This window comes from Celeribacter baekdonensis B30 (genome assembly GCF_000299875.1).
GTDB lineage: Bacteria > Pseudomonadota > Alphaproteobacteria > Rhodobacterales > Rhodobacteraceae > Celeribacter > Celeribacter baekdonensis_A.
Genome location: NZ_AMRK01000014.1, coordinates 40,924 through 62,128, shown reverse-complemented (window position 1 = coordinate 62,128; position 21,205 = coordinate 40,924). Strand labels below are relative to the sequence as shown.

The following is a 21,205-nucleotide window of genomic DNA, read 5'->3' as shown; positions in this document are numbered from 1 at the left end:
GTCCACCCACTGGTCAAATCCGCCCGTGGGGAGGGACGGAATTTGGGACAAATGACCCGTGCAACTACCCCCGCAGTTGGGCAATCGCGTCCAGCACCGCCTCTGGCGCATGACCGACAGGAATTTCCGCAAAGGCAAACTGGCCGGACCCAATGGCAGGCAAAGTGCCCTGTCCAAACAGATCAAAACTGACATCCCGGCCTTTGGCGCTTGCATCCGTGCCTATGGTGGCGTCAAACACCGCCGCCGCCTCTGGGGCGACATCGCGCCCGACCACGGCCCAACGGTAATGTTTGGCAGCATTCAGGATCGGGGAATAGCGGTTGGCCGGACCAGGGCTGCCCCCCTCTTCCAGCAACAGCCCACCCACCGGACGCGCCGACACGCAGCGCAGGAAATCGGCCATATACATGGCTGCATCTTCCACCGCATCCTCGTCAACCTCAGCCGGGCGATCGACCATCTGTTGCGCCTCGGCCAACCAGGCGCCCGGTGCGGGCATCGCCAGAACCATTGGCACCTGAGCTTGCAAATTGGCGGCAACGGCCTCGGTCACCTCGTCCAAAAGCTGGCGCGGCCCCTCCTCTTCGAGCATCCGCCGCAACGGATAGGTCGCGCGCTTTTTACTGGCCATGTCGGCGCGCAACGCGGGATGGCGATGGACCCAGGAGCGGAACAAATCGCCCAAATCCACCTCCGCAACATCGGCCCGCAGCAACCCGCGCGCCTGAGAGAAGAAAGACAGGTATTTCGCCGCCCCGTCCGCCCATGGATCGCCACTTTCGCCCAGCAAAAGCCGCCGGGCATAACCCGACGACTTCAACCAGACCCGCAGCGCCTTCGTACCCGAACCATCGGGCAGATCGTCTGCCAGAGTTTGGCTCATTTCTTTTCGTCTCCCATGGCACCTGCAGCCTCAAGCCGCGCTTCGAGTTCCGCTATGCGCACGTCCTTGGGGTGCATCATGTAATTCGGACGCGGTTGGTCGCCCCGGCGGGTGATGTCCGGCGCGCCCATATAGAGCGTGCCAACATCGTCGCCCCAACATCCGAAATATTGCAGATGCGCCGGCGGCTTTGGTTTGTTCCAGCCTTTGACGAACTCGGCATAGGGGACCGAGCGTTTGATCCGGGCCTGACGTTCTTCGGCACGCGCGGCCTCGGAGGCGTCAAAATCAATCGCCAGCGTTGCGGCATCAAAGACCACTTTATAAAGGCGTGCGGCCACTTCGGGGGAGATCAGTCCCTCCTCGATGTCCTTGATGATATTTTCCGGATCGCGTTCCAGAAGATCACCATAGCCTGCACCCGCACCTTGGCTGATCATGAACAACTCGCCGCGTTTCGAGATCTCGAAGCCCATGCCCATGTGATGGGTCGAATAATCGGCATCCTCGAACGGTTGTTCGTTCATGATCTCTTCGATCGAGTGACGGAACCGCTCCGGTTCGTTCATCAACACATCATAGACATCGACATCCTTGACCTTAGACAAAGGATAGGTGCCGCAGGCATAGCCGCCGAACAGGCCCTGAAGCGGCGGAATTTTCGCCCCTTGCGCCGTGGTCATGAACCCCCACTGTTCGGAATCCTTGGTAGCCACCATCATCGTATAGCCCTGACCACCACGATATTTGCCGGGCGCGATGGCGTCACGGGTCATTTTCTTCGACACAAGCTGCAAGAAGGGCACTTCCTCCTCGTTCAGCTCCTGCTCGCCGATGTCGGCCATGGTGGCAAAGATCGGAGCCAAAGCATGTTCGCCATCGCGGCTTGCCGTGGCCCCCGCGCCCATGCCGTTCAGATCGGCACAAAGGTTGCCCAATGTTTCGCCATGCTGGCTGACCCCACCCCAGATGAAGGTGTTGATCATGTTGAAGGTCGGCGCATGCACCCGAGTGAATTTTTCCGGACAGGAATACAGGAACTTGGCCACCGCATGTTGTCCGGCGGTGAAACCGGTAAAGATCGACATCAAGGACTGCGAGTTTGGCGCATCATAGGAACAGTTCACGATCGAATGCGGATCGGTGATCACCTCGATGGGTGCAAAAGCCGCCTGTCCGCGCGGCAGATCGGGCCAGACATAGCACAGGAAAACCTGCGCCAGCATCCCTTTGAGGCCTGCAACAATCGTGTTGGTGGCGCGGTTGGTGAACTCCGGGCTTGATCCCCGGAAGTCGAAAATCAACCGATCGCCGGTCTTGGTCAGTTTGCAGTTGATCTTGACCACGCAGTTTTCACGCAGGGTGGAGTCCTGAATGATGTAGCTGCGCACGGTCATGTCCGGCCATTCCGAAATCCGGCGTTTCACCTCGGCACGGACCTGTTCCATGGTCAGGCGCAGCGTCGCCATCAGGGCCTCGGGACCATCCGAATTCAGCGTCTCTTCGATCCGCTGTTTGATGCGCAGACAGGCGAACAGCTTCACCTTCATGTCTTCGTACTGCAGCTTTGGCTCGCGCACCGAGTTTTGCAGGAAGGTTAGGATGTCGCGTTTGATTTGGTAGTTCTCAACCACTTTGAAAGGCGACATTTTCAGCCCTTCGTCAGAGGGGCTTTCGGCCATGGAGGGCATGCCGCCCGGCTCGATCGCACCATTCTCGCCTTCGTGCACGGTCGAGGCGACCCAGCACACCAGTTTTCCTTTGTGGAAAATCGGGATGATCATCGACTGGTCGGTGTTGTGCACGTTGCCGTAGCGCGAGTCATTGTGGATGAAGCCGTCGCCATCCTTCACACCCACCGTCGGGTCATCCATCCAGTTTTTGATGATGAACTTGATCGGGTGGTGCACCAGCGCCGAAAAGATCAACACGCCCCCCGCCGAGGCAATGGCAAGATCACCACTGGCGGAATAGACGCCGGTGATCACGTCACCCCATTTTGCACCGGGCGCGGCACCCATCTGTTCGACCATCTCATAGCCTTCATCACAGCCCGATTGGATGCGATCCCGGATTTTAGCCACGGTATGGGCATCACTGACCTTGCCGATCGCGGCGTCTTCGATCTCGGTGCGCGGCATCAGGTCATGGTTTTGCATGATCTCCGGGTCAGGACCGAGAAACAGGGTGGTGTCATCAAGAAACTTCTTGATCAGGTTCATTTCTTCGAGTGTGGGCGTTTTCGCCCGTGTTGACATCTCGTTCATGGGACTCTCCTCCAAAGGGGTACGTCCCCCGGCGCCTCCTCCGCGCCGGGGGGCAGATTGACTTAATGGCGGGTGATCGGCGTTTCGTTGCGCAAGAACCACGACGCGTCCTGTTTTGCCGCGACATAGGTCCAGCCGGGGTTCACCAGGAAGGTCGTGACTTCGGAGGCAACAATCGCGGGCCCTTCGATCTCGACACCGGGTTCAATGTCCTTGCGCGCCCAGACCGGGGTCTCGAAGGCCGCGTCAAAGCCGACAAAATGACAGGTCCGATGGCTTTGCGGAGCGGGCGGAGCCTTGCGATCCGCCTTGTCCAACGGCTTGATGTCTTCGAATTTCACCGTCTCGTGTTTGGCATAGGCAGCCACACGAATGGTGTTGATGCGGATGCCCGCCTCAGGTGCCTGAGAGCCTTCGCCAAAGCGCTTGCCGTAATCGTTGGAGAATTGCGAAATCATCGCCAACACATCCGCCGGACCATGGAGCTCATGGTGCGGGATCACAGCCGTGGTTTGCACCAACTGGTTGCCATAGCGCATATCGAGTTCCAGATCGTGACTGATCTGTTCCAGCGGCACGCCCTGACGCAACAGGTCTTGGGTGCCTTTTTCCTTCAACTCCGCCACGATGGCATTGAACCGATCGTAGTCATCAAAGATGTGGCGGGTGTTGCTGTCATAAAGCACCATGTAGAGCGACTGCTCGTGAATATGGAGCTGGTGCATGTTGCCTGCCCCCACGGCCGAGAAGACGGAGGACAAGGGCGGGGCCAGGATCTTGTCGATGCTGAGGTTCTGCGCAATGCCGCAGCAATGCAGCGGACCGTTGCCGCCATAGGCCAACATGGTGAAGTCTTTCGGGTCATAGCCGCGCGCGCGCAGCTCGGTGAACAGACCGTTTGCCATATTGTCATCGACCTTTTCGCGAATGAGCTTGGCGGCTTCGATCACGTCGCAATCCAACTCGTCGCACAGCGCATCCTCGATCGCGGTCTTGGCCCGGCGTGGATTGAGCGGGATCGACCCACCCGCGTAGTTTTCCGCGTCCAGATAACCCAAAACCAGATCGGCATCGGTGACGGAGGGGCGCATCCCGCCCCGGTCGTAACAGGCCGGACCCGGATCAGACCCCGCACTTTCCGGCCCGCATTTCACCGTTTTGTACATCCGGTCATAGGAGGCAATGGAGCCGCCGCCCGCGCCCAGCGTCACAAGGTGAACCATGGGAACAGAGACAAGCCAGCGGTCGATGACCGGGTTGAAATCATAGTGCTTGATCCCGCCCTCGACGACGATCCCGATGTCATAGCTGGTGCCGCCCATGTCGGTGGCAACGACATTGCCCAATTCAGCCTGCAAAGACAGGTGTTCGGACGCGCCGATCCCGGACACCGGCCCCGAATGGATGGTTTGCAGCGCATCGGTCGAGTTCAATTGCGCCATACCGCCCGAATTGTGGATCACCAGCATCGGTTTTTCGTATTTATGCGCCCGCAGGTTTTGCTCAAGCGCCGACAGCGCGTGATACATGGTCGAATGCAGATAGCCATCGACAATGGCCGAGGTTGCACGGACATATTCACCTTTGCGGCCCGCCACCTGATGCGACAGAATCACCGGGATCGCGCCGAGCAAATGCGACGGATATTCCTCCAACACAATCTCTTCGATGCGCTGTTCGTGGGCCGGGTTCACAACCGAGTTCACCAAGGCGACCACGATGATCTGTGCGCCGCGATCCACCAATCCGCGCAGCTGGCGACGCACGTCTTCTTCGTCCAGCTTCATCACCAGATTGCCTTCGAAATCCAGCCGTTCGCGCACGCCGTAAATCATGTGCGGTTCCACCAAAGGATCGGGACGCTGGGCATTGGGCATGTCTTGTTGGCCGAGGTTGTCCAAACCTTCGCCATAGCCCCGCGCCCGGCTCAGCGGCACAGTCGCCTCATAGCCCGCCGTCACCAACATGCCGATTTTCGGACCTTTGTGTTCAATCAGGGCATTGGTGCCCAGCGTTGTCGCATAGCGCACACTGTCCACTTCGCCCAAAATCTCTTCCAACCCCAAACCCAAGGTGGTGCAGGCTTTGCCCAGAGCTTCGTTAAAGCCCATCGCAAGGTTGTGGTGCGTCGTCAGAGCTTTGGTTTCGATATATTGCTGGCCCCAAACGACGAAACAGTCGGTGAAGGTGCCGCCGATATCAACGGATACACGTTTCATACTCTCTCCCTTATGTGCTGCGGAGGCGGCAAGTCTCCTCGACCTTGCGAACACACCCCCGGTGTCACCCGCGCCATCACAGCGCGGGTCTTGGCGTCATTTTCAGTGCCTCATGGTCAGTGGCTATGGCCCCGTTCGGGCATCACCACGGGACCCGCATCCGGCAGCGCCGCAGGACCACGCGCGGCCCATTGCGCTTTCAATGCGGCCACATCGACCTGCATGTCCCAAAGCGGGGGGTGGCCCGGAATGGCGTATTCGGTTTCAACCTGCGTGCCGCAGCTTGGGCAGCAGAATTCCAGAATACGCACCCATTCCGGGTCTGGGCTAAAGGTGAAGCGGTATTTGTCCGGGTCGATGATCGGCGGATGGATTTCACGCGGATCACGGTTGTGAACCAACAATCCTTCCTTGTAATTGCCACCCGCTGGCGCGATCACGTGATCGCACACCCGGCACTCCCATTTTTCGGTTTCCAGATCAATTCGTAGATATTCCGTCATCGGAATCTTCATGGCTCAGCCCTCCCGGTCCAAAATCACGTCGCCCGCTTCGCTGACGACAAAACCCCAACCCGCAGGCACGCGAGCGGTAAAATAGTCTTCTTCAAGGATGGCCGGGCCAGCCGCAAAATCGCCCTTTTTCAGGCTTCCCAAGGCGTAGACAGGCAGATCAATCCGGCCTTTCTCAGGCACGAGAACCATGCGGTGTTCCGACGCTTTGGCGGCGGCTTTGCGCGTGACCGCGATGTGCCCCGTGTCCCCTTGGCGCAGGCTCTTGATCGCGCTGAGTTCCAATTCCACCGACGTCGCTCCGGCCAGTTCTGTTGGGAAATCCTCCCCTTCGGTCAGAGGTCGCACCACTTCGCCCGCATCGGTCTGGGCCACCAGTTGAGCCATGATCGTATAGCTGCCCGGCTCAAACCCTTCCGCGAACATATCGCGGGCGGCTTTGACATTCAGCGTGTCCAAAGTCGCGTTCAGGCATGCCGTGTCACAGGTCTCAAGACCGACCACATAGCGTTGCGACACGTCGCAAGACCCGATGCCGTAGGCCGAAAATACTGCCGCCATTGCAGGCACAGCCACACGGGAAATCCCGGCTTTTTCGGCCACACCGCAGGCATTCAGTGGTCCAGCGCCGCCAAAGGCCATCATCACCGTATCAGAAGAAATCGTGGTGCAACGATGCAGTTCCTCGGCAATTTTCGCCTCGAACGCATCCGACATTGCAAGCAGTGCCGTTTCAAGGTTCACACCCAACGGATCGGCCACATTGGCCATCACCGCCGCTTCTGCGCGCGCAAGATCAAGCCCCATACCGCCGCCGAAATACGACATCGGATCAAGGAGCCCTAAAAGCAAACTGGCATCCGTGATGGTCGCCTCTTTGCCGCCACGCCCGAAACAGGCCGGACCCGGCAATGCGCCGACGCTTTCGGGACCGATGACAATCTGGCCATCTTTCACCCGGAAGATCGAGCTGCCCCCGGCCCCCGCCGACATAATTTCACACAATGGAAAGGAGACGCTGATGCCTTCAACATGACCGCGCCGCATTTCGGCAACGCGCCCCTCGGTACATTGGCCGATGTCCGTGGTGGTTCCGCCGACGTCGATGGAAACCGTGTCTCGAAAACCGTAGAGCGCGGCAAAGGTCTTGACCCCTTCCATGCCGCCCCGCGGACCGGACGAATAGGTTTTGATCGCCACGGTTTTGGCCACGCGCGAGGCGTCGCCATCATTGCGGAAAATCAACAGCGGGTTCTTCGTGCGATACGCGCGCAGACGGTTTTCGGCGTTGTACAAAAACGCCTCCATCGACGGATGCAGGAAAGAGTTGATCAACGCCGACCATGCCCGCCGATCTGGATTGGCATCGACGGTCAAATCCGACGCGTAGAGCACCGGCACCGCCCCCAACAGATGGCGCGGGTATTTGCGCAGTGCGATTTTCTTGACGCACTCTTCCGCATCACCAAAATCTGTGCCGCTGAAACAGACCACCAGACGGTTCGCGCCCATTGCGGTCAATTGGTTGATCACCTTGACCACATCGACTTCGGCGGCATCGCTGTTCAAGGTCGCCGTATCGACAAAGGCGACCCGATCCCCGATCAGCGCGTCATAGACTTCGGGATCATGGTCGCGCAGTGAGTTCACAAGATCCTTGGAGTCCGTGTCGAGCACCAGGCCCAGTTTCGGCCCCTTGCGCTCACAAATCGCGTTTGTGCCCTGGGTGGTCGAATAACGGATCAGGTCCACCTCTTCGAGCAGACGTTTGACGTCCGTGGCGCCATAGACCACCTCGGAGGCTTTGGTCAGACCCTCGAAAAAACATTTCGACAAATCATAAGGCGTGGTCAGAACCTTGGTCTTTTGAACGCCGTCGTCCGACATGATACACACATCGGTCAGCGTCCCTCCGTTATCAATATTGATCTGAAATGCCATCGTGCATCTCTCCTCCCATCCTTGTTGCGCAGTGAACCTGCGGTAAAGAGCGTGTCTTACGCTGGGATCACGATCGCTAAGGCCACGGGGGCTCCTCTCCCCTTGGCCGGATCGTCGATCCAACCCAAAGAGATGCAGGTTCTTTTCCAGCCCGTGAAAAAAGGGGAAAAAGCAGGATAAATTTAATTAACCATTTGTTTTATAATTATTTATTATTCACGCATGGGTGTGAAACACTGCCCAGTGAAAGCGCTGCGTTTGATTTCAAGACATGCCGCAACGCGGCGTGACCGAAAATCAGACAGTGTTCACATTCACCGTCGGCGGATCGCAACACGGACGCATGGTCAACAGTTTGCATCACCGGTGCTACGGCCAATTACAGGCACATCACCACGCCCAGCACGAAAAGCGCGAGGAAAACGGTTTCGGCCACGATCATCATGATGGCGGTGCCGCCCACCGCGATGATGCTACGCGGCGAGGTTTTTATCCCGACGGCCGCAATGGCTACCAAAAGCGCCCAGCCAGACAGTTCGGTCAAAAGCGATCGCACCACATCGGGGATCACGCCAAGGGAATTGAGCAAGGCCAACGCCGCAAAACCAATCAAAAAACCCGGTAGAATTTTAGGCCGATGTTTTTCACCCGAAGCCAAAGCCTGACGCACGCGCAGAGCCAGCAAAAGCACCACGGGCGCGAGCATGGAGACGCGGATCAGCTTGACCAAAACGGCCACTTCCCCGGCCTCGTCAGAGACGGAAAATCCGGCCCCGACGACTTGGGCGACATCATGAATGGAGGCCCCAAGGAAAATCCCGGCGGTCTCGGCATCAAAGCCAAAAAGCTCGACCAAAACCGGGTAGAGGATCATCGCCAAAGTACTCAGCACCGTGACGCCCAAAACGGTAAAGGTCAGATCGCGGTCATCGTTTTCGCGTGCGGGCAAAACGGCGGCAATCGCCATTGCGGCAGAGGCCCCGCAAATCGCAACCGACCCGCCGGTCAACAGGCCAAAATCCGTACTGCGTCCAAGAAATCGCGCCAAAACCATGCCAAAGCCAATGGTGAGAAAGACCCCCAAAATGACCCAGGCGATCACCCCCGGTCCCAGATCGCGCAACATCTCCCAACTCACGCGCACACCCAAAAGCGCCACGCCAAGGCGCAGCACGGTGCGGGCGGTGAAATGAATCCCGGCATGGGTGCGCGGATCGTCGGAGAGAAAATTCATCGCGATCCCAAGCAAAAGCGCCAGCAGCATGGCGGGGGCACCGTAATGTTCGGACAGAAATTTCGCGGCCACAGCGACGAGGGCTGACACCAGAACGCCTTTTATATTCTCTTTGAAAAACGTCGAGAGATTCAAAAAGACCTTAGAAGATCCGAGCTGCATCCGAGCTTACCCTTTTGCCGTCATCGCGGTGAGTGCCATGTTGAGCGCCATGTCCACATCTGCGATCAAATCGTCCACATGCTCAAGCCCCGCATGAAACCGGACGATCTGGGCCTCCTGCGGCAGTCCGGCCAAAGACGCACGGTTGCGCTCTGGCGTGATTGGCATGGCAAGGCTTTCAAACCCGCCCCAACTGCTGCCGATCCCAAACAAAGTTAAGGTGTTGAGGAGGGCGTCGCTGTCGATCCCCGGCGCAAAGACCACGCTCAACAATCCGTTCGACCCACAGGCATCGCGCAGCCAAATCTCATGCCCCGGATGACCGGGCAGATTGGGATGCAAAACACGCAACACCTCAGGACGGTGGGAGAACCAGTCCGCAAGCGCGCGCGCATTGTGGCCGTGCCGTTCAAGCCGCAAGGGCAACGTGCGCAGTCCACGCAGCGTGGCATAGGCTTCATCGGGGGCGAGGATTTGCCCGGTGAGGTGGCTGGCCTTGCGCAGTTTTGCGGCGGCATCGCCCCGCGCACTGACCGCACCCATCATCACATCGGCATGTCCGCCAAGATATTTTGTGCCGGCAATGATTGACACATCGCACCCCAGTTCAAGCGGGCGATACAGCCAGCCGGAGCCATAGGTGTTGTCCGCAACAACGACGAGACCGGCGGCATGGGCCGTGTCGCACAGCGCAGGCAGGTCCATGATTTCATAGGTTTGCGATCCGGGGGACTCGACGAAAACGAGACGGGTGTTGTCTTGGATATAAGGCGTCACATCCGTAGTGCCGGAGGGAAAGAGATCGTAGCTCACGCCAAACTCCGACAGGACCTCATCGCAAAGGGTTTTCGTCGCGCCAAAGATCGTATCGACCAGCAAAAGATGATCGCCGGGGCGCAACAGCGCCATCAGCGTCGCGGAAATCGCGGCCACACCGGTGGGATAGAGCCACGCCCCATCGCCGCCTTCGAGATCCGCGATCGCTTCCATCAACACATGGGCTGTGGTCGTGCCGCGCCGCCCATAGGACAGCACATAGTCGTCGTTTTCCCGCGCCTTTTTGATGGCACGGTAGCTTTCGACCGTATCGTGCAAAATCGTCGAGGCGCGCACAACGGGCGGGTTTGCCGGGCTCGGGCGCGTGGTCTGGCCGTAATGACAGAGTTTCGTTTCGCGTCTCATGTCACACGACCTCCGGTTCTGTCGCCATCAACGGATTGAGCGTGGCCCGTTCTTGGGCGTCGAGTTGACCCAGCAGGTTCAGCTCCCACGCAAGATACTGGCGTGCGGCTTCAAGATTATCGTTGTGACGATCATGGACAAAGAACAAAAAGTCGATGCAGGCCGCTTCTTCTGGGATGTAGGGCGTGGACACCACGTTATATCCAACCGCGCACCACTGTTCCGGCGTGCTCACACAGCCAGAGACATTCGTCGCACCAAGTTCGTTCAACCGCTGCATCACGCCGAAAACGAGATCGGTACTTTGACCAATGACAACAATCGGGGCGGGACCTGCGTCTGTTGCGCTGAGGCGCGCCCGCGTCACCCATGTCGCGCCCTCAATATGCGCCTCGCGATAGCTCATTCCGCGGGAGGCATCATAGAGCCGGGCCCCCTGTGCCACCGCCTGTGCCACATCGGTCAGGGCAATCTGTTGGGGAAGCGAAACAGTCGGGCGGGGTTCTGGCCCGGTCTCGGAACCCATGCGTGCATCGGCCTCTAGGATATAGACCTCATGCCCCATGCCCATGAGCCAGACCGCGGTGCCCGCAGCGCGCAGACCGACATCATCGCTGAGCACAATCCGGGCATTGCGCGTTCCAAAAAACTCATCGGTGGCTTGCACCAATTGCCCGCCCGGCGCATGGTTTGCGCCACGCCAATGCGCCCTCAGATATTCCTCTTCGGTGCGCACATCCAAGAGAGAGGTGGTGCGGGTTGCATCCCGGCACATGGCATCGAAATCAGCGGGCGACAGCGTGGTCAGGTTGAACCGCCGGATCAATGTCTTGGCGCGGTCTGCGGCCAAAGCCTCTGCATCCGCGCCAAGGGCGGGCTGTGGCTGTGGCACTTCGCCGTGACACAGATCCAAACCCGCCAGACGCCACCCTTGGGTGCCATTGCGCAGGGCAAACACAGGGTTTTTTAAACCGAGATTGCGCAAAGACTGCGCGCCGATGATTGAACGGGTTCGCCCGGCACAGTTGATCACAACCGGGGTGCTGTCATCCGGGACAAATTCCGGCAGACGATAGGCGAGTTCGGCATTGGGACAGGAGTGCGCCCCCGGCAAAGACATTTTGTGAAACTCTTTTGGGCTGCGGCCATCGAGCACAACCAAAGGCCCGCCCTCAGCCTGCATCTCGCGCAGGTCTTCGGCAGAAATGGAGGGGGTCTCATTGGCGTGTTCGACCAATTCGCCAAAGCTTTTGGACGGGACATTGACGCCTTTGAACAATGTATACCCCGCCGCAGACCACCCCGGTGCCCCGCCATCAAGCACGCGCAGGTTGCTGTAACCCATCTGCGTCATCCGCGCATGAACCCGGTCGGCCACGCCATCGCCATCATCCATCAAAATGCAAAGCACGTCACGGCGCGGTACCAAGACCGGCGCGCATGTTTCGATCACGCTATAGGGCGCATTCACACAGAAAAACGGGTGGCCCTCGCCATATTGTCCGTGTTCACGAACATCGAGAAAGGCATATTCTTCTGAGCCCGCTAAAATTGCTTTTAGCGCGGTGGCGGAAATCATTTCAATTGGCATCATCTGTTCCTGATCAGGTCCGTGTTTTCACGCCAACGGCCATGATTTTGTAAGTGTTATTGTCCAAATCAAAGGCTTTGCGCTCTGACAGGGTCTCAAGCGGGCGACCATAGAAATGCAGATGACGGATGATCTGATCCCCCCGGATTTCAACACTGTGAATGTCATCGGGCATCAACGCCACCGAGGTGCCGGGCCGGATTTCGACGATCTCGCGCACGGCGAGTTCTGCGTGGCCTTCGGTGCTGCCATCGTCCAGGCGATCATACAGCGTGTTGTGTTCACCGCCTTGAACAGCCGCAACGCAGGCCCAAGTGGTGTGATCGTGCGGCGGGATTTTTTTGCCGGACCGCATGACATTGAGATAGAGCGTGATGCCCGCGCCCTCTTCGGCACCGATCAAATAGCGCGCCTGACGTTCATCGCCCTCGGGCGGGGCATAGGCGGGGTCGGTCCAGAACGCGGTTTGCGCGGCCAGATCCGCCACGTCTTCCCGGATGTGATCAAGCAGATCGCGGGTCAAATCCCCGCCATCCAGGCGCGCGCGCGTGGTCGTGATGAGCGCGCGCACCGCCTCTGCGCGGGGGGTGGAAAGATCGGCGTTGGGTGTGATGGACATGAAAGGTCCTCCTTGAATAAATAGGGGGTGGCGTCAGGAACGCTGTCCTTTGGCGCACCGATTGGCGCGCATGTGGCGCAGACCGCGCAGCGCAGGGGCAACCCACATCAACAGAGCGGCCAGCAACATGATAGCGCTGATCGGGTGATTGACCGGGTCAATAAAGACCAACCAATCGCCGCGAGAGATGGAGAGTGAATTGGCGATGGAGGCTTCCATCTGTCCGCCCAAAACGAGGCCAAGAATGGCGGGCCCAAGCGGGATGTTCGCGATCTTCATCAGATAGGCGACGGCGCCTGCGCCAAGGGCAACCCAGATGTTGAACAGGTTGTTGCCATCGGAATAGGCCCCAAGCAGACAAAGCAAAACGATGACGCCGACCATGACGTTTTTGGGGATGGAAAAGATCACCCGCGACACGGTGCGGATCACGATATAAGCGGCGGGTCCCATGATGATATTGCAGGCCAAAAAGGCGACCATGATCATCCAGGCAATGTCGGCATGTTGGGTGAACAGCAGGGGGCCGGGCACCAGCCCATGCAAAGCCATCGCGCCAATAAACAACGCCGAGGTCGAGTTGCCCGGAATGCCCAGTGACAAAAGCGGCACCATGGAGCTGGCGGTGACGGCATTGTTGGCCGCTTCGGGGGCTGCGATGCCTTCGGGCGCGCCTTCGTCCCATTTGGCTTCGCCCTTGCGGCCCGCGAAATGTTTGCGAAACCGGCGACCGGCCTGATCATAGGCGATGTAAATGGCCATCAGCATCCCGGCCCCGGGCAAAACGCCAATAAAGTTGCCGATCGCGGCGCTGGTCAGCCATGTCGGGATGAGGCGGCGGATCAATGTCCGGCCAAGACGCATCGAGCCGATCTCTGGCAGTTTTTCAGCTTCGGTATTCTCACGCCGCTCTTGCGCCTGATCGCGCAGTAGGTCGAACACAGCGGCCACACCAAACAGGCCAACGAGCATCGGCACGAAGGGAATGCCTTCGATAAGGTTGATGCTGCCGAACGTGTAGCGCGGATAGCCGGTCACCTGACTGTAGCCGATGGTGGAAATCAAAAGACCCAACATGGCGGAAATCACACCTTTGAGGACGTTGCCGGACAGAAGTCCCACCACACTGGACAGTCCCAAAATGGTCAGAGCCGCATTTTCGACATAGCCAAAGCGCAGGGCAACCTTGGCCAGAGCCGGGGCGAAAACCAAAAGCACCAAGGCGCTCAAAAGCCCGCCAACCACAGAGGACACCATTGCAATCGACAGCGCCTGACCGGCTTGCCCTTTACGGGCCATGGCATTGCCATTGATCGTGGTCAAAAGCGCGGACGCGGTGCCCGGCACCCGGATCATGATCGCGGGGATCGCGCCCCCGGCGGCGGCGGCGCAATAAATCCCGACCATCAAGGCCAAGGCTTGTTCGGCCGGTAGGTTGAAGGAAAACGGGATAAAGACCGCGAAAGCGATATTGTCATTCACACCGGGGATGGAGCCGACGACCAGACCGGCAAAGACGCCGATGGTCAGCATCATCAAAACGGCAGGCTGCAAAAGTTCGGAGAAGCCGAGAGCAATCTGATCCATGGTTAAAGTCCCGGCGCGATAAAGGAGAGGAAAGACGACGGAAGGTGCACGTTCAGCACCATCACAAACAGGCCATAGGCCACAGCCGCGATCACAGAGGAAATCACCAAGGCCCGCAGTGGGGTGCGCAGCCCGGACAGCCACAGCATCGCCATCATCAAAGCGATCGTGGACAGCAAAAAGCCCAATCCAAACGCCAGCCCCAGCCCCCACAACACGATGGCGATCACCGCCAAGCCGATGGTGCCAAATTCATGTAGCGGGAGGGGACGGTGTTCGTGGGACGAGAGGGCCTGTAAAAAGATGCCGCCGCCCGCAAACATCATGATGATCGAGACCACCAAGGGAAAGGTCCGGGAGGTGGGATCAAAGCTCATGGCGAGATATGCAGCCCCCGCCGCGAAGGCAAACAAAATAGCGCCGGTCCACACGTAGACGTCGCTCAGGATCCGCCGTGTGGCCGTCCCGGATTTGACAGAAGTCGGCATGACTACCTCAACACAAAGTTTCAGGATACCAATCACGCCCACCGCACGGAGGGGCGGACGTGATCAGCACAAGCAGGACAGGTGTTGTCGCCTGCGTTATTTCGCGAGGCCGTTGTCCTCGATGATCGGCACAACCTGATTGGAATAGGCCGTGATGATCGACTGGAAATTCGCCGCATCGCGATAGATTGCATCAAAACCGGCCGCTGCCATCTTTTCTTGGTAGGTGTCGTCTTCAAACACCTTTTTGAGAAGGTCGGACAGGAAAGTCACGGTCTCGTCCGAGGTGCCTGCGGGCACGGCCCAGCCGCGGAAGGTCGCCCAGATCGGGATGTTCAACCCGGCTTCTTCAAAGGTCGGCACGTCCGGGAAGTTCGGATCACGCGCATCAGAGGCAATGGCCAGAATGCGCACGGTGCCCGCTTCGGCATGAACCATCGCTTCGCCCATCGGCCAGAACGCGCCATCGGCATGACCGCCGACAACGGCTTGAAGCTGTTCGCCAAAACCATTCGCAGGGATGTAGTTGAACTCAAGACCCGCTGCAGAGGTCAGCGCGAGCCCCGCCATATGGTGCGATGTGCCGATCCCGGCCACGGTGATGTTCAACGGGCGCTCTTTGGTGGCGGTTACAAAATCGTCAATGGTTTGAAATGGCGAAGAGGCCGGGATGGCGATCACTTCCGGGTCAAGGTTATAGGCGGCAACGGGCGTGAAATCTTCGATTTTATAGGGCGCGCCTTTCAACTGCGGGTTTGTCACAACGGAACTGGTCATCGCCAAAACCGTGTAGCCATCAGGCTTGGCCTTTGAAACAAAGCTCTGCCCCACAACGCCGCCGCCACCGGCACGGTTTGAAACGACAACACTCACACCATCAAGATATTTGTTCGCGGCTTCCGCAAGCAAGCGGGAGGTGACATCGACACTTCCGCCCGGATCGAACGGCACGACGAGATCAATGTCCTGTGTCGGATAGTCCTGCGCCGATGCAGAGGCGAGCAGGCTGGTTCCAAGCGCGGCACCGAGAAGTAGAGATTTGAGCATGTGTAGTCTCCCATTGGTTTGAGACCTTATGTCTTACGGTCCCCTTATCGTGGCGACGTTAGGCCGGAAAAAGCATTAGGTATATTTAGAAATGAACCAAAATATATAAGGAGTGTTAATGTATCAAGGGAGCCTCTCCCCAGCCAGATCCGCGCCACGCGTTCAGGCACGCTGGTCCGCCTCACCGCTCGGCACAAATCTGATCGAAAAGGGCACTGGCTGCCTGAGACAGTGCACCATTGCGGCGATAGATGTAGAAATTGATGTCGGGCAATGGCGGGAGCCCCTCACGCTCACCAAGGATACGCAAGTCTTGCGTCACCATTTCCGGTGTGCGCGCGGTTACGCCCAATCCGGCGTTCAAGGCGACATGAATCCCGGACAGGCTCGGGCAGGTATACCGTTCGATATGGGCCACGCCCCGTTGTTCAAGCGCATCAAGCGCGATCCGGCGGAAAATGGATGGAGAATCCGCAAGAACCAAGGGCACAGGTTGATTGCGTTCAAGCCGCAACATGGAAGAGGCGATCCAGACCGTCGGCGAGCTTCGCAAAAGCTTGCCTTCGAACCGTTCGGAATGACGTGTGGTCAGCGTCATGTCGAGCCGCCCGTCCTCAAGCAAAGGCATGAGATTCGGGCTTCGGTCCACTTTAAGCATGACGTGAACGCGCGGATTGGTTTGGGCATAGGTCGACAGAAACAGCGGCAGAATGGAATCTGCAATATCGTGCGGCGCTCCGATGCGGACTTCACCGCTCTCCTGTGAGGCATGCACCATCATCACGGCCTGATCGTTCAGGCTGATGATCTGGCGTGCATAGCTTAAAAGGTTCTGACCCGCCTGCGTCAGCCGCCGTTTGCGGCCCAGCTTTTCGAACAAGGGGATGCCCAACGTCTCTTCAAGGCGCTTCATTTGCTGACTGACAGCAGATTGTGTGCGATAGACCCGCCGCGCAGCCGCAGTGAATCCGCCCTCCTCCGCAATCGCAACAAAGGTGCGCAACAGGTCCGCTTCGAGATTAGTGATCATGTTGGTGTGCCATTTTGGGGGGAGCATATCATAACAAGATATCTGATCGCCAGATATCTGATCGCCAGCTTTTGATCTGCGTGCGTTTTGCGTCTGACTTTTTGATATTTATACCTGACAACGGCCAATCCCCTTATGCCCGACGCCAAAAAATCCGCGACAGTGGCAAAGCAATGGGTGTCATCAGACAGGGCAGCATCTAGGAGACCGTCGAAGCTTCGACACCCGGCTCAGTTCATCCGAATTTCGAACGGAACAGATGCTGCACCCCGATAGCTTGCGATTTGTGCATAGCGCTGATCACCGGCCTTCTGCCAACTCGGGCCAATGTAGCAGTGCTCATCAAACGTAGTTTGTAGCCGCTGGTAAGGTAGAAGAACGGCCTGTCCGGCAAACTGAGGAATAACACCTGCTGTGACAGCAAAGACGTCAGAACAGGAATGTCCACCATGAGCGCCACCGAATCCGTCCGTGTTGGAAGGCAAGATTCGACACGAACCAAACGCCTGCCTCTCGTTTTCGACGCGGACATTGAGGGCAAACGCCCGCCCCAGTGACCGTATCCGGAACGACCGAGATGACGCGTTGCCTCGACCATACGACGGCTGTTCGGGTCGTCCTCGGACATTTCATCTTTGTATTTATCCATCCGTTCATAGACGGGAATGGTCGCATAGCGCGCTTCTTGATGAACGTCATGATGATCGCTGCAGGCCAACCGTGGACGGGAGTCAGGTTTGAACAGCGCAAAGCATATATGGCCGTGTTGGAGACAGCGAGTGTGACGGGAGGCATTCGTCCGTTTGACTCCCTTCTGGCCGAGACGAGGGCTACACAATGATAGACAGTGATAAAACCGACCACAGCGGGCGACTTACTCAGTCGAAAACACTCATTGAAGTCGTCAATTGGCCTGCGACCGTCCTGGTAAGATAGGTATCTGCATCGTGGCGAGCTCGGATTGCAGGACCAATCCCCAAAGCCGAAATATGTCTGGACCCGCATCCCTAACGAGGTGCGGCGCAAGGTCGTGAAACTGGCGTTGAAGGCTTCGCCATCCGCGGTTCACCCGGCGGAACTCCCCTAACGTGGAGGCACGTCAACACCAGCAAGGAGCCGCCTGTCAAACAAACAATCCTAAATTGTTTTCGTGACACAGGCGCTGTCTCACTTTTGGCCGAATGAGACAGTTATCGGCTTCGCAGGTGTGAAAGTTCGATCTCCGATACCTTGAGGCGGGCGCAACAATCATAGTGCCGCCAAAGGTCCAAGACACCTGCACCGCTTTTGGGAAACGCATCCCTGTCAAACGGGCCTGATGGGAGGAAAATGATGAGCAAAAACTACCGCGCAGAGGGCGCAGAGATCGACAAACGCGTGGGCGCCCTGTTCAAGGCAGCCCCTGCACCCATGAAGCCCTACAGCCAATTGGTAAGTGCCGTGTCTGGCGATGGGGCATTGTCGGGCAAAGTCAAAGAGCTGATGGCGCTCTCGATTTCCATCGCGATTCGGTGCGAGGATTGTATCGTGTTCCACCTGCGGGCCGCGCTGAAACACAGCGCAACGCGCGCCGAGGTGATCGAGGCGATCTCGGTCGCAATCGAGATGGGTGGCGGCCCTTCGGTCGTATATGGGGGTCGGGCACTGGAAGCCCTAGACGCGTTTGCAGAATGACAACACAACAGGTCCCGACCCTGCGACACCCTGAAAAGGCGCACCGGAAATCCGTGCCGGGTCCGGCCAAACCGGACTGGATTCGCGTCAGGGCCCCTTCGGGCTCGGGGTATTCCCGAACAAAGACTCTCGTTCGTGACGCGAAGGTGACCACCGTGTGCGAAGAGGCCAGTTGCCCCAATCTGGGCGAATGCTGGGAACAGGGTCACGCGACCATGATGATCATGGGCGACACCTGCACACGCGGCTGCACCTTTTGCAATGTGGCCACCGGCCGACCCGAGGCTCTGGATCCGTTCGAACCCGGACGGGTGGCCAAGGCGGTGGCCAGCCTAGGGCTGCGGCACGTGGTGATCACCTCGGTCGACCGCGACGATCTTGGGGACGGCGGCGCGGCGCATTTCGTGCACACGATCCGTGCCATCCGCCAGTTCAACCCCGACACCACCATCGAGATTCTGACGCCGGATTTCCTGAAATGCGATCCCGCCGTGGTGGATGCGGTGGTCGATGCGCGGCCCGATGTCTTCAACCACAACCTTGAAACCGTGCCGGGGCTTTATCCACAAGTTCGGCCCGGTGCGCGCTATTATCACTCGCTGCGCCTGTTGGACCGGGTCCGGCAGCGCGACCCCTCGATCTTTACCAAATCGGGGCTGATGGTCGGGTTGGGCGAGGATCGCCAGTCCGTGCATCAGGTGATGGACGACCTGCGGGCGGCGGGCGTCGATTTCCTGACCATCGGACAATATCTGCAACCGACGCCGAAACATCATCCCGTCGCACAATACGTCACACCGGAAGACTTTGCCGCCCTGAAGACCGCCGCATTGGGCAAAGGATTTCTGATGGTTGCGGCCTCGCCCCTGACCCGATCCAGCTATCACGCCGATGCCGATTTCCAGAAACTTCAGGCGCTGCGATCCGAGACCAAGGCGGGACTTGGACAAAAGGGGGTTTTCACGCAATAATCAGGAGGGATTGCCGGACCCTGCGACCTGGCAATGGGAGGAAAATCATGATGGCCTCAGATCATAAAGAGGCGCTGCGCGACTTGGTCGATCTGTCCAAGGCGCGCTCGACACAGCAACACCGGCTATCGGTGGGAACACGTGCGCCGATCCTGCGCCTGCAGGGCGCAGAGATCGCTCAACGCCGCGAACAGTTTCAGGACCTGATCGGTGGCGCCGCGTCCGAACTGGACCGCAGCACGCTGCTGCCCGTCAAAAGCCGGTATTGCCTGTTGGTCACCGATGCCGAAGGCGTTGTGCTCGAAAGCTACGCCCCCGACGGCGTCGAGGCCGATTTTCAGCGCAGTGGTCTGACTGCCGGAGGCATCTGGAACGAGAAACTGGCTGGCACCAACGGGATCAGCGTTGCCTTGACGGCGGGTCGCGTCCTGACTGTTTCGGGCGAGGATCATTTCTATCGGTGCTTCTCGCGTTTTGCCTGTAGCTCGGCGCCGCTGACCGATGCCCAGAACAATTTGATCGGGTCGGTGACGCTGGTCGGAGCGGTCGGTCGTCGACCGGATGAAATCGGCCTGTGTGAACAAACGCTGCACCGAGCCACCCGCCAGTTCCAGACTCGCCTGTTCCGCAATTTCCATTCGGACAAAATGACCGCCCGGCTTATGTCGCGCGACCCCGAAACACGGCGGTGTTTCGAAACGCTGGTGGCCTGTGACGACCGGGGGGCGGTGGTCTTCAGCCTGCCGTTATGGCGCGATGACGCGCGCCCGGCCCCGCATCAGAACCTTGTCGGGCGGCACCTGTCGGACCTGCACAACCTCGAGATCAGCCTGCGGGGCCCGGCCCGCGTGCCGCCGCGTCGCTATTTCGTCAATGCCGCTGCACCGCATGTCCCGGCGCGGTTGAACAAAACCGGTCCTCTTGCGGGTTTCACCTATCAGGGGGCCACACTGCCCAAGCTGATCGAACGCGCCCGCAAGTTGGCCGCCTATCGCGTGCCGCTCTTGATCTGTGGCGAGACAGGCGGGGACAGCCGCGACTTCGCCAAGGCGATCATTGCCGATCTTGGTTTGATCAGCCCCACCGGCGTAACAGTGGACGCCAGTAGCCCCAACGCCGCCGAGGCCGTGGCCGAAGCGTTGGAGGCGATGCGTTTTCTGGGGGATTACCCGGTTGACCGGGTGTCGCCCACGCTGGTTCTGCAAAATATCGAACAGTTGGACGACCCGACGCAAACCCGGCTGAAACAGTTTCTGGAGGATGATGATCGTGCCAACGGCGACCGCTACAACGAAGACCGGGCGCTGGTGCTGTTCACCTCGGACCAACCTTGGGAACAGTTGCAGGAGAACGATCGCTTACAACCTGACCTGCTATATCTTGTCGGCCAGTCCGTGCTGGACCTGCCCCCCCTGCGACAGCGCGAGGTTGCCGATATCATCCAGACTCATCTGGCGCAGGACCGTGCCAACCCGCCCCAGGTCTCCGATCAGGCGATGACCTTGCTCTGCGACTATGATTGGCCCGGCAATCAGCGCGAGATGCGCGCTGTCCTGCGCGAGGCGCTGATCTGCGGCAATGGCACGATGATCAACGTGACCGATCTGCCGGACAGAATCCGGAACCGCCCGGCCACATCAAAACGGGACCTGGCTCGGCATGCGCTGCGTGACGCCCTGAACAGCGCCGACTGGAACGTCACCAAGGCCGCCCGACTGCTCGGCGTCAGCCGCGCGACGATCAATCGTTGGATCGCTTCCGAAGGATTGCAACGCCCCGAATGAAAACGACCAGG

17 protein-coding genes are annotated in these 21,205 nt (G+C 58.8%); 4 read left to right on the top strand and 13 right to left on the bottom strand.

The window, feature by feature from the left end; genetic code table 11:
- Positions 1–64 precede the first annotated feature (64 nt).
- The 13 genes from B30_RS18455 to B30_RS18395 form a co-directional block, all read right to left on the bottom strand.
- Positions 65–886, bottom strand: a complete 822-nt coding sequence (locus B30_RS18455; RefSeq protein ID WP_009573706.1) for a hypothetical protein — start codon at positions 884–886, stop codon at positions 65–67.
- Positions 883–3,153: a hydantoinase B/oxoprolinase family protein gene (locus B30_RS18450; RefSeq protein ID WP_009573705.1), complete on the bottom strand. Its 2,271-nt coding sequence runs from the start codon at positions 3,151–3,153 to the stop codon at positions 883–885. The genes B30_RS18455 and B30_RS18450 overlap by 4 nt, the downstream gene beginning before the upstream one ends.
- Before the next feature lie 62 nt (positions 3,154–3,215).
- On the bottom strand, positions 3,216–5,372 hold the full coding sequence (locus B30_RS18445) for a hydantoinase/oxoprolinase family protein (RefSeq protein ID WP_009573704.1): 2,157 nt from the start codon (positions 5,370–5,372) through the stop codon (positions 3,216–3,218).
- Between the two features lie 116 nt (positions 5,373–5,488).
- A complete protein-coding gene (locus tag B30_RS18440; protein ID WP_009573703.1) occupies positions 5,489–5,887 on the bottom strand; it encodes an acetone carboxylase subunit gamma in 399 nt (132 codons plus the stop codon).
- Between the two features lie 3 nt (positions 5,888–5,890).
- Positions 5,891–7,825 carry a hydantoinase/oxoprolinase family protein gene (locus B30_RS18435; RefSeq protein ID WP_009573702.1) on the bottom strand — a complete coding sequence of 645 codons (1,935 nt, stop codon included), beginning with the start codon at positions 7,823–7,825 and terminating at the stop codon, positions 5,891–5,893.
- Between the two features lie 379 nt (positions 7,826–8,204).
- Positions 8,205–9,221, bottom strand: coding sequence for a YeiH family protein (locus B30_RS18430; RefSeq protein WP_009573701.1), 1,017 nt, complete (start codon positions 9,219–9,221; stop codon positions 8,205–8,207).
- A gap of 6 nt (positions 9,222–9,227) precedes the next feature.
- Positions 9,228–10,403, bottom strand: coding sequence for a cystathionine beta-lyase (gene metC, locus B30_RS18425; protein ID WP_009573700.1), 1,176 nt, complete (start codon positions 10,401–10,403; stop codon positions 9,228–9,230).
- Between the two features lies 1 nt (position 10,404).
- A complete protein-coding gene (locus tag B30_RS18420; RefSeq protein WP_009573699.1) occupies positions 10,405–11,994 on the bottom strand; it encodes a rhodanese-like domain-containing protein in 1,590 nt (529 codons plus the stop codon).
- 13 nt (positions 11,995–12,007) lie between these two features.
- On the bottom strand, positions 12,008–12,613 hold the full coding sequence (locus tag B30_RS18415) for a cysteine dioxygenase family protein (protein ID WP_009573698.1): 606 nt from the start codon (positions 12,611–12,613) through the stop codon (positions 12,008–12,010).
- Between the two features lie 33 nt (positions 12,614–12,646).
- On the bottom strand, positions 12,647–14,200 hold the full coding sequence (locus tag B30_RS18410; RefSeq protein ID WP_009573697.1) for a tripartite tricarboxylate transporter permease: 1,554 nt from the start codon (positions 14,198–14,200) through the stop codon (positions 12,647–12,649).
- A gap of 2 nt (positions 14,201–14,202) precedes the next feature.
- Positions 14,203–14,688, bottom strand: coding sequence for a tripartite tricarboxylate transporter TctB family protein (locus B30_RS18405; protein WP_009573696.1), 486 nt, complete (start codon positions 14,686–14,688; stop codon positions 14,203–14,205).
- A gap of 96 nt (positions 14,689–14,784) precedes the next feature.
- Complete coding sequence (locus B30_RS18400) at positions 14,785–15,735, bottom strand: Bug family tripartite tricarboxylate transporter substrate binding protein (protein ID WP_009573695.1); 951 nt, start codon at positions 15,733–15,735, stop codon at positions 14,785–14,787.
- A 181-nt stretch (positions 15,736–15,916) separates the two neighbouring features.
- Entirely contained in the window at positions 15,917–16,765 is an 849-nt protein-coding gene (locus B30_RS18395; RefSeq protein WP_009573694.1) for a LysR substrate-binding domain-containing protein, read from the bottom strand.
- A 577-nt stretch (positions 16,766–17,342) separates the two neighbouring features.
- Between B30_RS18395 and B30_RS18385 the strand changes: the two genes are divergently transcribed.
- The 4 genes from B30_RS18385 (at position 17,343) to B30_RS18370 (ending at position 21,194) form a co-directional block, all read left to right on the top strand.
- Positions 17,343–17,606, top strand: a complete 264-nt coding sequence (locus tag B30_RS18385) for a Fic family protein (RefSeq protein WP_009573692.1) — start codon at positions 17,343–17,345, stop codon at positions 17,604–17,606.
- Between the two features lie 491 nt (positions 17,607–18,097).
- Positions 18,098–18,439 (top strand): carboxymuconolactone decarboxylase family protein, encoded by a 342-nt coding sequence (locus B30_RS18380; protein ID WP_009573691.1) that lies wholly within the window; start codon positions 18,098–18,100, stop codon positions 18,437–18,439.
- Complete coding sequence (gene lipA / locus B30_RS18375) at positions 18,436–19,410, top strand: lipoyl synthase (RefSeq protein ID WP_040402935.1); 975 nt, start codon at positions 18,436–18,438, stop codon at positions 19,408–19,410. Before B30_RS18380 ends, lipA begins: the two co-directional genes overlap by 4 nt.
- Before the next feature lie 47 nt (positions 19,411–19,457).
- Positions 19,458–21,194 carry a sigma-54-dependent Fis family transcriptional regulator gene (locus B30_RS18370; protein WP_081583756.1) on the top strand — a complete coding sequence of 579 codons (1,737 nt, stop codon included), beginning with the start codon at positions 19,458–19,460 and terminating at the stop codon, positions 21,192–21,194.
- The last annotated feature ends 11 nt before the right edge of the window (positions 21,195–21,205 follow it).